Raw genomic sequence first — 12,191 nt, forward strand, 5'->3', positions numbered from 1 at the left:
TTTACCTTGTCTTGCATAGACGGAGGCCACATTACTGGCTGCGCGTTCACAACCGGAACAATGCATGGCAGACCATCGATGTAGGTACAAAAATTATTCATGAATACCTCAGCCTACCTGCTTGGTCGGGCTGTGATAGATATCAGCGAACATGTCAGCCATGGCTTCTTCGCTGGGTTCTTCCTGCATTTGCACGCTGACGGCGCGGCTGACCAGTTGATGACGGCGCGGCAGATGCAGATCATCCGGAATCCGTGGGCCATCGGTCAGGTACGCGACCGGCAATTCATGACTGATCGCCAGGCTTAACACTTCGCCAAGGCTGGCCGTTTCATCCAGTTTAGTCAGGATGCACCCGGCTAGCCCGCAACGCTTGTAACTGTGATAAGCGGCGGTTAGAACCTGTTTCTGGCTGGTGGTTGCCAAGACCAGATAATTTTTTGAGCGAATGCCACGACCGGCGAGGCTTTCGAGCTGCATGCGCAGGGCCGGATCGCTGGCTTGCAGGCCCGCAGTATCGATCAACACCACGCGTTTGCGCAGCAATGGATCCAGTGCCTGAACCAGCGATTGGCCCGGATCGACGTGAGTCACCGGCACATTGAGAATGCGGCCCAGCGTCTTCAGTTGTTCCTGCGCACCGATGCGGAAGCTGTCCATGCTCACCAGCGCGACATTCTGCGCGCCGTACTTGAGCACATAACGCGCGGCGAGCTTGGCCAGCGTGGTGGTCTTGCCCATGCCGGCAGGGCCGACCATGGCAATCACACCGCCCTCTTCCAGCGGCTCGACTTCCGGTACGGCAATCATCCGCGCCAGATGCGCAAGCAACATGCGCCAGGCCTGACGCGGCTCTTCGATATCGGTAATCATCGACAGCAAGTCGCGCGACAACGGACCGGACAAACCGATGCGTTGCAGACGACGATACAGATTGGCTTGCGCCGGACGGCTGCCTTGCAGCTGATTCCAGGCCAGGGTGCCGAGCTGCACTTCCATCAGCTCGCGCAGGCTGTTCAATTCAAAACGCATCGAATCCAGTGCACGCGGATCAACGCCGCCGGAGGACTGCGCAGGTGCCGGGGCCGGACGCGCCGGCGCGGCGTAGGTCGGTTCGGTCAGCGGTTCGGCAGCGGTCAGCGGCAGGCCGGCCGTCAAAGGCAGCCCGGCGAACAACTGGCGATTGGTGTTGCCGTCGGCTTCGCCACGCATGCTCAACTCGGCCTGGGCGGTGACGATGCGCGACTGGGTCTTGCGCAGCTCGTCTTCGAGTTCCATGTTCGGAACCCGCGGCGCCAGCGCCGACAATTTGTAATCCAGTGCCGCCGTCAACTCGACACCGCCGGCAATGCGACGATTGCCAATGATGGCGGCATCAGCGCCCAGCTCATCACGAACCAGCTTCATGGCCTGACGCATATCGGCGGCAAAGAAACGCTTAACTTGCATATACCACTACCTCAGCCGTTGGGCCCTACTGTCGCAACGATGGTCACTTGCTTGTTGTCCGGTATTTCCTGGTAGGCCAGCACGTGCAGTCCAGGGACTGCGAGGCGGCCAAAGCGCGAGAGCATCGCGCGCACCGGGCCTGCTACCAACAGGATCACCGGCTGACCTTGCATTTCCTGACGCTGCGCCGCTTCGATGAGCGAACGCTGCAGCTTCTCGGCCATGCTTGGCTCCAGCAGAACGCCCTCTTCCGAGCCTTGTCCTGCCTTCTGCAGACTATTGAGCAATATTTGTTCCAACCTTGGTTCCAAGGTGATCACAGGCAGCTCGGACTCAGTGCCTACAATGCTTTGGACGATGGCGCGGGATACGCCGACGCGCACAGCGGCCACCAACGCGGCGGTATCTTGACTCTTGCTGGCGTTGTTGGCGATTGCTTCAGCAATGCTGCGAATATCGCGCACCGGCACATGTTCGGCGAGCAGCGCTTGCAGCACTTTGAGCAGTTGCGACAGCGAAACCACCCCCGGCACCAGTTCTTCAGCCAGTTTCGGCGAGCTTTTGGCCAGCAATTGCATGAGTTGCTGCACTTCCTCGTGGCCGATCAGCTCACTGGAGTGCTTGTACAGAATCTGGTTCAAGTGCGTGGCGACCACGGTGCTGGCGTCAACCACGGTGTATCCGAGGGATTGTGCCTGCGCACGCTGGCTGATTTCGATCCACACCGCCTCCAGGCCGAAAGCCGGATCTTTGGCGTTGATCCCGTTGAGCGTGCCGTAGACCTGGCCCGGATTGATCGCCAGCTCGCGATCCGGGTAGATCTCGGCTTCGGCGAGGATCACGCCCATCAGGGTCAGGCGATAGGCGCTTGGCGCCAAGTCGAGGTTGTCGCGGATGTGCACGGTCGGCATCAGAAAGCCCAGATCCTGCGAGAGCTTCTTGCGCACGCCCTTGATCCGCGCCAGCAATTGTCCGCCCTGGTTGCGATCAACCAGCGGAATCAGGCGATAACCGACTTCCAGGCCGATCATGTCGATCGGCGTCACATCGTCCCAGCCCAGCTCTTTGGTTTCCATGGCGCGGGCCGGCGACGGCAGCAGCTCTTGCTGGCGCTTGACCTCTTCCAGTGCCACGACCTTGGCCACGTTCTGCTTTTTCCAGAACAGGTACGCGCCACCACCAGCCAGCGCGGCCATGCTCAGGAACGAGAAGTGCGGCATGCCCGGCACCAGGCCCATGACCGCCATCAAACCAGCGGCCACGGCCAGCGCTTTCGGCGAGGCGAACATCTGGCGGTTGATCTGTTTGCCCATGTCTTCCGAACCGGAAGCGCGGGTCACCATGATCGCTGCAGCTGTGGATAACAACAGTGATGGCAATTGCGCCACTAAACCGTCACCGATGGTCAGCAAGGCGTAAACCCGACCGGCATCGCCGAAGCTCATGTTGTGCTGGAAGATACCGACGGCCATGCCGCCGATGAGGTTGATGAACAGAATCAGCAGGCCGGCGATTGCATCACCACGGACGAACTTGCTGGCACCGTCCATCGAACCGTAGAACTCGGCCTCCTGGGCGACTTCCTGACGGCGCATCTTCGCTTGATTCTGGTCGATCAGACCGGCGTTGAGGTCGGCGTCGATCGCCATTTGTTTGCCGGGCATCGCATCGAGGGTGAAGCGCGCGCTCACCTCGGAAATCCGCCCGGCACCTTTGGTCACCACGACGAAGTTGATGATCATCAGGATCGCAAACACCACGATACCGACCACGTAGTTACCGCCGATCACCACCTCACCGAAGGCCTGAATCACCTTACCGGCGGCGGCGTGGCCGTCCTGACCGTGGAGCATCACCACCCGCGTCGAGGCCACGTTCAACGCCAGCCGCAGCAGGGTCGCGACCAGCAGGATCGTCGGGAATACGGCGAAATCCAGCGGCCGCAGTGCGTATACGCAGACCAGCAGCACGACGATCGACAGGGCAATGTTGAAGGTGAAGAACACGTCGAGCAGGAACGGCGGCACCGGCAACATCATCATCGCCAGCATCACCAGCAACAGCAACGGCACGCCCAGATTGCCCCGACTTAAATCGGCAACGTTTGTGCGTGCTGTGTTGAATAACTGAGAGCGATCCACCGGTTTTCCCCGTTCCTTTAAAGCAAACTTTTGACGCCCAGAGCGGGCTCACGGCGGCTACTGCAAGAAGCTTTCCAACTTTTGCCGGGGAACGAAATAGCGAGGGAATAAACACGCCCCCTGTAGGAGTGAGCCTGCTCGCGATAGCGGTTTGTCTGGTTCGAATTCATCGACTGAAAAAACCCCATCGCGAGCAGGCTCACTCCTACAGGGGATTGCATTCCAAATGTCAGATTTAAATGCAATCCAAATGTGGGAGCGAGCCTGCTCGCGAAGAGGCCCTCATGTTCGGCGCAAATTTCTTCATTTAAACGAAGCTGTTTAAAAGACACCTGCAGACACGGTCTCAAGGCTACAAATCCTTGCGCCTTTGCCTACAGCCAAGCCAGAATCCGCCGGCTTGTGCGCTTTGGGGTCGGATTCTATTGTGGTTCGGTCGCTGATCGTTCAGTGATCGGGTTTAGCAGCCCGGGTTTTTCTCTAGACGCACAAGTCCGTTGTCGTTATGGCGGCTTTGCGTGGGGCACTTCGGTGCGCCGGGTTCTAGAGTCCTGGTCTGCTAACCCGCGTACAGCCGCCACCCTCTTCGTTAGCAGCGAACGTTGGCAGCTTCACCACTCTAGAGGCTCTACCGATGATCAAACCAACACCAAACCCACCCGAAACCGACCCCGCCTCACCTTACGAATCCATCGATTCAAAAAAACTCCACGACGCCGCCGAACGCGCCCTCGATCACTACCTCTGCCCCGGCAACACTCGGCCTGCGCGCAAACCCAGCACGATGTACGCCGTCGTCGCGGACATCAAAAGCGAAGAGCTGCTGGCCAACGCCTGCGAAACCCTCGCCTCAGCCAGAACCATCGCCCATGACTTCGCCAACCTCATACCCGCATCGCAGCGCCGAACACTGCTGGGGATCGCGCAATTGATCATGCTCGGGGAGTTGGCCGTTAACCGGGCGCTGGATAACTTGGAATTGCCGAATTAGTTCGGCCACAAATCGTTCCCACGCTCGGCGTGGGAATGCCTCAACGGACGCTCCGCGTTCGGCTCTGGGAAAGGGACGCGGAGCGTCCCGCGCTGCATTCCCACGCAGAGCGTGGGAACGATCAAAGAGTTGGCAGGTGCTGGCAACCATCCGACACGGCGTCGAATGACCGTCAGGAATCGCGGCGCAGGTCCGGCGGAATCGGCAGATCGTCCTTGAGCGGATCCGGGCGTTTGCCCTTGCCCGCGCGGTATTGGCGGATCTGGTAGACGTAGGCCAGTACCTGGGCTACCGCCAGATACAGGCCGCCAGGAATTTCCTGATCCAGTTCCGTGGAGTAGTAGATCGACCGGGCCAGCCCCGGCGACTCAAGGAGCATGACGTTGTTGGCCACGGCGATTTCGCGGATTTTCAACGCGAGGAAGTCGCTACCCTTGGCCAGCAATACCGGTGCGCCGCCCTTCTCGGTGTCGTACTTGAGCGCGACGGCGTAGTGCGTCGGGTTGGTGATGACCACGTCGGCGCTGGGAATCGCTGCCATCATTCGCCGCTGGGACATTTCGCGCTGGGTCTGCCGGATGCGCTGTTTGACCTCCGGGCGGCCCTCCTGATCCTTGTGCTCGTCGCGCACTTCCTGCTTGGTCATCAGCAGTTTCTTGTGGGCTTCCCAAAGCTGCACCGGCACGTCGACAGCGGCAATGATGATCAAGCCGCAGGCCAGCCACAACGTACTCCAGCCCACCAGCAATATGCTGTGAATGATCGCTGACTCAAGCGGTTCGTGGGCGATACGCATTATGTCGTCGACGTCCGATAACAACACCACCAACGCCACACCCAAAGTGATCAGAAACTTGGCCAGTGCCTTGAGCAGCTCGATCACAGCCTTGAACGAAAACATCCGCTTCAGGCCCGCCGCCGGGTTCATCCGGCTGAACTTGGGCGCCATGGAACCGGCCGCGAACAGCCAGCCACCGAGGGAGATCGGCCCGATCAGCGCAGCCAGCAACAGGGTGATCATGATCGGCTGGATCGCCACCAGCGCCATCTGGCCCGACTTCAACAGAAACGCGCCCATCGCGCCCTGATCCATGATCACCTCACGCGACAGCGTGAAGTTCAGGCGCATCAGCTCCATCAGGTCTTCGGCCAGCATGCCGCCAAACACCAGCAGCGCGCCGGCCCCGGCCATCATCACGGCGAGGGTGTTGAGTTCTTTGGATCGGGCGATCTCACCCTTCTCACGGGAGTCCTTTTTACGTTTATCCGTGGGGTCTTCTGTTTTGTCCTGACCGCTTTCGCTCTCAGCCATGACTCAGCGCGCCCGTGCCAGTTCGCGTAACAACTGCAAGGCCTCGGTGGCCAGCGGTTGATACTGATTGAGAATGTCCGCCAGACCGACCCAGACGATGAACAGCCCGAGCACCAGGGTCAGCGGGAAACCGATGGAGAAAATGTTCAGTTGCGGCGCGGCGCGAGTCATCACGCCGAACGCGATGTTGACCACCAGCAAGGCCGTGATCGCCGGCAATACCAGCAGCAACGCCGCCCCGAGGACCCAACCGAGCTTGCCAGCCAACTCCCAGTACTGCGCCGTCATCAGCCCGCCACCCACCGGCAGCGTGGTGAAGCTTTCGGTGAGCACTTCGAAGACCACCAGATGGCCATTCATCGAAAGAAATAACAGGGTCACGAGCATGGTGAAGAACTGCCCGATCACTGCCACCGAGACGCCGTTGGCCGGGTCGACCATCGAGGCGAAACCCATGCCCATCTGAATCGCGACAATCTGCCCGGCCACGGCAAAGGCCTGGAAAAACAGTTGCAAGGAAAAACCCAGCACGGCGCCCACCAGAATCTGCTCGGCGATCAGCATCAAGCCACTGAGATCGAGCGGGCTGACCGCCGGCATCGGCGGCAGGCTCGGCGCAATCGCTACGGTGATTGCCACGGCGAAATACAGGCGCACCCGGCGCGACACCAGCGTGGTGCCGAACACCGGCATGACCATCAGCATCGAGGCGACGCGAAACAGCGGCAACATGAATGACGCCACCCAGGTACTGATCTGGGTGTCGGTCAGCTGAAGCAGCGATTGCATGGCTTAGCCGATGACCATCGGGATATTTTTGTACAACTGGATGATGTATTCCATGAAGGTCTGCACGATCCACGGACCGGCGACGATCAGGGTCACCAGCATCACCAGCAGACGCGGGAGGAAGCTCAACGTCTGTTCGTTGATCTGCGTGGCGGCCTGAAACATCGCCACCAGCAGGCCGACCAACAGGCTCGGCACCACCAGGATCGCGACCATCAACGTGGTCAGCCACAGCGCTTCACGAAAGATATCGACCGCGACTTCCGGCGTCATGGCGTGACACCTCCGAAACTGCTGGCGAGGGTGCCGATGATCAGCGCCCAGCCATCCACCAGCACAAACAGCATGATCTTGAACGGCAGCGAAATGATCAGCGGCGAGAGCATCATCATACCCATCGCCATCAGCACACTGGCCACGACGAGGTCGATGATCAGGAACGGAATGAAGATCATGAAGCCGATCTGGAACGCGGTTTTAAGCTCGGAGGTGACGAATGCCGGCACCAGAATGGTCAGCGGCGCCTGATCCGGGGTGGCGATGTCGGTGCGCTTGGACAGGCGCATGAACAGCTCGAGATCGCTGGTGCGGGTCTGCGCGAGCATGAAGTCCTTGATCGGTACCTGGGCCTTTTCCACCGCTTGCTGAGCGGTGAGTTTTTCCGCCAGGTACGGTTGCAGCGCATCGTTGTTCACCCGGTCAAACACCGGCGCCATGATGAACATGGTCAGGAACAGCGCCATGCCGGTGAGGATCTGGTTCGACGGCGTCTGTTGCAGGCCGAGGGCCTGACGCAGGATCGAGAAGACGATGATGATCCGGGTGAAACTGGTCATCAGGATGACCGCCGCCGGAATAAAGCTCAGCGCGGTCATGATCAGCAGGATCTGCAGACTGACCGAATACTCCTGCGCGCCATTGGCGTTGGTGCCCAGCGTGATCGCCGGGATCGACAACGGATCGGCGGCGAACGCCAGTGGCGCGGCCAGCAACAAGGCCAGCGTCAAGACGATGCGTAACGCACCCATTACTTCGTATCCTTCTGATCCTTGCCGAGTATCTTCAGCAACTGCTGGGCAAAATCCGGCGTGGCTTTTTCACTGGTGCTTGGCACCGGCACCGGCTCTTTGAGCACGTGCAGCGCGGTGATAGTGCCGGGGCTCAAGCCGAGCAGAATCTGCTCGTTGCCGACCTGGACCAGCATCAAGCGATCCCGTGGGCCGAGCGCGCGCGAACCGATCAACTCGATCACCTGGCCCTTGCCCGCCGGGCCTGCCTGCTGCACGCGGCGCAACAGCCAGGCGAGGAAGAAGATCACGCCCAGCACCAGCAGCAGACCGAACACCAGTTGCGTCAGCTGACCGGCCACGCCACTGTTGACCATCGGCGCGGTGGCCGCAGGCACGCTTGCAGCGATGCTCGCCGCCGGCTCGGCAGCCAGCACGGTCAATGGCAGCGCCAGCAGCGCCCAGAGAAACCTTTTCACTCAGCGCAGCTTCTTGATGCGTTCGCTTGGGCTGATCACGTCAGTCAGGCGGATGCCGAACTTCTCGTTGACCACCACCACTTCGCCGTGCGCAATCAGCGTGCCGTTGACCAGCACGTCGAGCGGCTCGCCAGCGAGACGATCGAGCTCGATCACCGAACCCTGGTTGAGTTGCAGCAGGTTGCGAATATTGATGTCAGTGCTGCCGACTTCCATCGAAATCGACACCGGGATGTCGAGGATCACGTCCAGGTTCGGACCGTCCAGCGTCACCGGATCGTTGTTCTTCGGCACGCTGCCGAACTCTTCCATCGGCAGACGCGAGCCGCTGGAGGCGTCGGCCGCCAGCAATGCATCGATGTCAGCTTGACCATCACCGGTCTCTTCCAGGGCAGCAGCCCATTCATCGGCCAGTGCCTGATCGTCCTGGGCGTTCATATCGTCGTTCATCATGTGTCCTCGGCGGGCAACAATTCAGTTAATGCAAAAGGGGGTGTGGCGCCGCTTCAGCGGCGCTCGATCGGCTCGATCACTTGCAACGCGAGGTTGCCTTTGTGCGAGCCCATCTTGACCTTGAAGGCCGGCACGCCGTTGGCGCGCATGATCATTTCTTCCGGCATCTCGACCGGGATCACATCGCCCGGCTGCATGTGCAGGATGTCGCGCAGCTTCAACTGGCGGCGAGCCACGGTGGCGCCGATCGGTACGTCGACATCGAGCACGTCCTGGCGCAAGGCGTTGACCCAGCGCTCGTCCTGATCGTCGAGGTCGGACTGGAAACCGGCGTCGAGCATTTCGCGCACCGGCTCGATCATCGAGTACGGCATGGTCACGTGCAGATCGCCGCCACCGCCATCGAGTTCGATGTGGAACGTGGAGACCACGATCGCTTCGCTCGGGCCGACGATGTTGGCCATGGCCGGGTTCACTTCCGAGTTGATGTACTCGAAGTTGACTTCCATGATCGCCTGCCAGGCTTCTTTCAAGTCGACGAAGGCCTGCTCCAGCACCATGCGCACCACACGCAGTTCGGTCGGGGTGAATTCACGCCCTTCGATCTTGGCGTGACGGCCATCGCCGCCGAAGAAGTTGTCCACCAGTTTGAACACCAGTTTGGCGTCAAGGATGAACAGCGCGGTGCCGCGCAACGGTTTGATCTTGACCAGATTGAGGCTGGTCGGTACGTACAGCGAGTGCACGTATTCGCCGAACTTCATCACCTGCACGCCACCGACGGCAACGTCCGCCGAGCGGCGCAGCATGTTGAACATGCTGATGCGGGTGTAGCGGGCAAAACGCTCGTTGATCATTTCCAGGGTCGGCATGCGTCCACGGACGATGCGATCCTGACTGGTCAGGTCGTAGCTTTTGACACTGCCGGGTTCGGCAGCGTTATCGGTCTGTACCAGACCATCGTCGACGCCGTGCAACAGCGCGTCGATTTCATCCTGGGACAGCAGATCCTGCACGGCCATGTCGTGTTCCTACTGCAGTACGAAATTAGTGAAAAGCAACTGTTCGATCACCACTTTGCCCAGCTCTTTCTGCGCCACTTCCTGGACGCTGGCTGTAGCCTTCTGGCGCAACATCTCCTGGCCGATCGGCGTCGCCAATGTGGCGAAATCCTGACCGGAGAAAAGCATTACCAGGTTGTTGCGGATCACCGGCATGTGCACTTTGAGCGCTTCGAGATCAGCCTGATTACGCGCCAGCATGGTGATGCTCACCTGCATGTAGCGCTGACGGCCGTTCTGGTTGTAGTTGGCGACAAAGGCCGGCGCCATCGGCTCGAAAATCGCCGGTTGCTTGCCGGCCGGCGCAGCCTCGGCGGCCTCGGCAGGCTTGCTCTGAGCGCTGTGCATGAAGAACCAGGTCGCCCCCACGGACGCGCCAATGGCCAGCAGCAACGCCAGCACGATCACAATGATCAGCTTGAGTTTGCCTTTGGTTGCGGGGTCTTTCACTGCTGCTGTTTCGCTCTTCGCCATGCCAATAATCCGTCACTATTCGGGTTTTCACAGTCGCACGGCAAGGCAAGAGCAAGTGTTATGCCAGAAGTGTCCGAGCCAACAATTGGAGGAACTGCTAGAAGCACAAAGCAAAAGATCGCAGCCTACGGCAGCTCCTACATAGGCGCGTGTACACCCTGTAGGAGCTGCCGAAGGCTGCGATCTTTTAATGTCCCCGCAAACGTCAGGCGTAATAGTCGACCGCGCTGCTACCGATCACGCTGGTCGTTTGTGCAGCGGCTTCAGCAATGGCGGCCGGCGCCAATTCTTCATCGGCCGAATCGAGGCGACCACCGGCAGCGCTGGTGCGACCGCCCTGACCCTGCTGCGCCTGTTCCTGACCCTGCTGACCCTGCCAGCCACGGCTCTGGTCGGAGACATTGACGTCAACCTGGCCCATGCCCTGCTGGTTGAACATATCGCGCAGGCGATGCATCTGGCCGTCGAGGGCTTCACGCACACTTGGGTGCGCGCTCATGAACGTCACCTGCGTCTGCTGATCCGGAACCATGTTCACGCGGATATCCAGACGCCCGAGTTCGGCCGGCTGCAATTGAATGTCCGCCGCCTTCAGATTGGCGCTCGACAGATACATGACGCGGTTGACCACTTCTTCGGTCCAGCCGCTCTGATGCATGGCGATTGGCTGATTCACCGGCACCGCGTTGGCCGTCTTCGGCGTCGCCGCCTGAGTCAGCGCCGCCAGACGGTTGGCGAAATCATCGACGCGGGTGTCGCTGGTGGCAGTCTTGAGGTCTTTGAGGCCGTCATCGATCAGGCCACTGAAGGCCTTGTCACCGCCCTGGCTGGTGCTGTCCTTGTCGGCCTGCACATCCAGCATGCTGGCCATACCAGCGGCGAAGTTCTGCGCCGAGGTCAATTCGCCGTCGGCCTGAGTCTGTGCCGGCGAAGCTTTCGGCTGCGCCTGGCTGGCGGCGGAAATATGCCCGCCCTGCTCCATGGCCAGTCGCACCACCGGCAGTGCATCGAGCGGATCGGTTGAAGGATCGAATTCGCTGTCGGCGTTGGCCGCCGGGTCTTTGACCACGCCCGGCAATACCGCCACGGTCGGGGTTTCGGTTTTCGCCGGGGTGGCTACTTCGGCCGCTGGCGCGGCCACCACCGGCGCTGTGACCAGCGGCTGCACGACCTGCATCAACGCCGGATCCAGCGCCGGATCGACCGGCGCGGTATCGATAACCGGAGGTTGCGCGGTATCGGCACTGTCGTCGCTGCCGGCGCTCTTGTCAGCATCAGCGCTGGTTTTGTCGGCAGGCAAGGCATTGCCGCTATCGGCAACGGCCGGCGCCGGGGCGGCAGTCTGATCCTTGCCGACATCCTTCCTGGCGCTGTCATCGGCGACCTTGTCACGCGGTGATTTCACCGGGCTGTCAGCACTGACGGCAGTCTTTTTCGGGCCTTGGTCGGCGAACACCTGAGCGAAGCTTGAAGCCTTGTCCCCGGTGTCTGCGGCCACTGCCGACGTTTTGGCAGAGGCGGCTTGAGCCTTGGCCTGAGCGGCGTTCTGAAGAAGGATGTTGGGGGTCGCAGGCATGAAACGGTCTCCGCTGCACTGGGATCGTAGGTACAGTTGCGGAGATAACTGCAAGTGCCGGGCCAGTTTTGTCCGACGCTTGAGAAAAGCGCCGGACGGCCGGATTCAGTGCGTGTGCGCGTGGTGTTTTTCGTTTTCGTAAACCGGACGAACATGCTCGAACTCGCCACTGATGTCAGCGACCAGTTTGACGATTTCTGCGGGGCTTTTGTGCCTGGCGTCCGATTCGAGTTCCTGGCACAGCTCGGCCAGTCGAATCGCGCCCATATTGCTGGCGCTGCCCTTGAAACTGTGGGCAACTTCCGACAGGGCCTTGGCATCCGCCGCTTTTTGCAGCGCAACCAAGCGATTTTCGGAATCCGTGAGAAAGGTATCCAGCAGCTCTGGATAACCATCCTCCATGACTTCGCGCAGTACGCTCAGCGCCTCGCGATCAATATGTGTATCTGTCACTTGCTC

13 protein-coding genes are annotated in these 12,191 nt (G+C 60.4%); 1 reads left to right on the plus strand and 12 read right to left on the minus strand.

Annotated elements, in window-relative coordinates; genetic code table 11:
• Positions 1-108 precede the first annotated feature (108 nt).
• Entirely contained in the window at positions 109-1,449 is a 1,341-nt protein-coding gene (gene flhF, locus QOL84_RS11220; protein ID WP_129390952.1) for a flagellar biosynthesis GTPase FlhF, read from the minus strand.
• Between the two features lie 11 nt (positions 1,450-1,460).
• Positions 1,461-3,590, minus strand: coding sequence for a flagellar biosynthesis protein FlhA (gene flhA, locus QOL84_RS11225; protein ID WP_129390949.1), 2,130 nt, complete (start codon positions 3,588-3,590; stop codon positions 1,461-1,463).
• A gap of 634 nt (positions 3,591-4,224) precedes the next feature.
• Here flhA and QOL84_RS11230 point away from each other — a divergent pair.
• Positions 4,225-4,581 carry a DUF6124 family protein gene (locus QOL84_RS11230; protein ID WP_158959458.1) on the plus strand — a complete coding sequence of 119 codons (357 nt, stop codon included), beginning with the start codon at positions 4,225-4,227 and terminating at the stop codon, positions 4,579-4,581.
• A 172-nt stretch (positions 4,582-4,753) separates the two neighbouring features.
• On the opposite strand, the gene flhB is transcribed toward QOL84_RS11230, so the two are convergent.
• The 10 genes from flhB to QOL84_RS11280 form a co-directional block, all read right to left on the minus strand.
• The gene (gene flhB / locus QOL84_RS11235; protein WP_129390943.1) at positions 4,754-5,893 is read right to left on the minus strand and encodes a flagellar biosynthesis protein FlhB; all 1,140 of its coding nucleotides are present in this window, start codon (positions 5,891-5,893) and stop codon (positions 4,754-4,756) included.
• Positions 5,894-5,896: 3 nt separating this feature from the next.
• Positions 5,897-6,682, minus strand: a complete 786-nt coding sequence (fliR, locus tag QOL84_RS11240; protein ID WP_129390940.1) for a flagellar biosynthetic protein FliR — start codon at positions 6,680-6,682, stop codon at positions 5,897-5,899.
• A 3-nt stretch (positions 6,683-6,685) separates the two neighbouring features.
• Positions 6,686-6,955 carry a flagellar biosynthesis protein FliQ gene (gene fliQ / locus QOL84_RS11245; RefSeq protein ID WP_007920026.1) on the minus strand — a complete coding sequence of 90 codons (270 nt, stop codon included), beginning with the start codon at positions 6,953-6,955 and terminating at the stop codon, positions 6,686-6,688.
• On the minus strand, positions 6,952-7,710 hold the full coding sequence (fliP, locus tag QOL84_RS11250) for a flagellar type III secretion system pore protein FliP (protein ID WP_283437238.1): 759 nt from the start codon (positions 7,708-7,710) through the stop codon (positions 6,952-6,954). The genes fliQ and fliP overlap by 4 nt, the downstream gene beginning before the upstream one ends.
• Entirely contained in the window at positions 7,710-8,168 is a 459-nt protein-coding gene (gene fliO / locus QOL84_RS11255; protein ID WP_283437239.1) for a flagellar biosynthetic protein FliO, read from the minus strand. Before fliO ends, fliP begins: the two co-directional genes overlap by 1 nt.
• Positions 8,169-8,618, minus strand: coding sequence for a flagellar motor switch protein FliN (gene fliN, locus QOL84_RS11260; protein WP_008077656.1), 450 nt, complete (start codon positions 8,616-8,618; stop codon positions 8,169-8,171).
• 56 nt (positions 8,619-8,674) lie between these two features.
• Positions 8,675-9,643 carry a flagellar motor switch protein FliM gene (gene fliM / locus QOL84_RS11265; RefSeq protein WP_038363850.1) on the minus strand — a complete coding sequence of 323 codons (969 nt, stop codon included), beginning with the start codon at positions 9,641-9,643 and terminating at the stop codon, positions 8,675-8,677.
• 9 nt (positions 9,644-9,652) lie between these two features.
• On the minus strand, positions 9,653-10,156 hold the full coding sequence (gene fliL / locus QOL84_RS11270) for a flagellar basal body-associated protein FliL (RefSeq protein ID WP_283437240.1): 504 nt from the start codon (positions 10,154-10,156) through the stop codon (positions 9,653-9,655).
• Between the two features lie 205 nt (positions 10,157-10,361).
• Positions 10,362-11,732, minus strand: a complete 1,371-nt coding sequence (locus QOL84_RS11275; RefSeq protein WP_283437241.1) for a flagellar hook-length control protein FliK — start codon at positions 11,730-11,732, stop codon at positions 10,362-10,364.
• Positions 11,733-11,837: 105 nt separating this feature from the next.
• Positions 11,838-12,185, minus strand: coding sequence for an Hpt domain-containing protein (locus tag QOL84_RS11280; protein ID WP_283437242.1), 348 nt, complete (start codon positions 12,183-12,185; stop codon positions 11,838-11,840).
• Positions 12,186-12,191 lie beyond the last annotated feature (6 nt).

The sequence above is a fragment of the Pseudomonas helmanticensis genome, from assembly GCF_900182985.1.
GTDB classification, from domain to species: Bacteria; Pseudomonadota; Gammaproteobacteria; order Pseudomonadales; family Pseudomonadaceae; genus Aquipseudomonas; species Aquipseudomonas helmanticensis.

Bases quoted from the DNA above. Each gene is read 5' to 3' on its own strand.
- flhF (WP_129390952.1), bottom strand. From the start codon at position 1,449: ATGCAAGTTAAGCGTTTCTTTGCCGCCGATATGCGTCAGGCCATGAAG.
- QOL84_RS11230 (WP_158959458.1), top strand. From the start codon at position 4,225: ATGATCAAACCAACACCAAACCCACCCGAAACCGACCCCGCCTCACCT.
- flhB (WP_129390943.1), bottom strand. From the start codon at position 5,893: ATGGCTGAGAGCGAAAGCGGTCAGGACAAAACAGAAGACCCCACGGAT.
- fliR (WP_129390940.1), bottom strand. From the start codon at position 6,682: ATGCAATCGCTGCTTCAGCTGACCGACACCCAGATCAGTACCTGGGTG.
- fliQ (WP_007920026.1), bottom strand. From the start codon at position 6,955: ATGACGCCGGAAGTCGCGGTCGATATCTTTCGTGAAGCGCTGTGGCTG.
- fliP (WP_283437238.1), bottom strand. From the start codon at position 7,710: ATGGGTGCGTTACGCATCGTCTTGACGCTGGCCTTGTTGCTGGCCGCG.
- fliN (WP_008077656.1), bottom strand. From the start codon at position 8,618: ATGAACGACGATATGAACGCCCAGGACGATCAGGCACTGGCCGATGAA.
- fliM (WP_038363850.1), bottom strand. From the start codon at position 9,643: ATGGCCGTGCAGGATCTGCTGTCCCAGGATGAAATCGACGCGCTGTTG.
- fliL (WP_283437240.1), bottom strand. From the start codon at position 10,156: ATGGCGAAGAGCGAAACAGCAGCAGTGAAAGACCCCGCAACCAAAGGC.
- QOL84_RS11275 (WP_283437241.1), bottom strand. From the start codon at position 11,732: ATGCCTGCGACCCCCAACATCCTTCTTCAGAACGCCGCTCAGGCCAAG.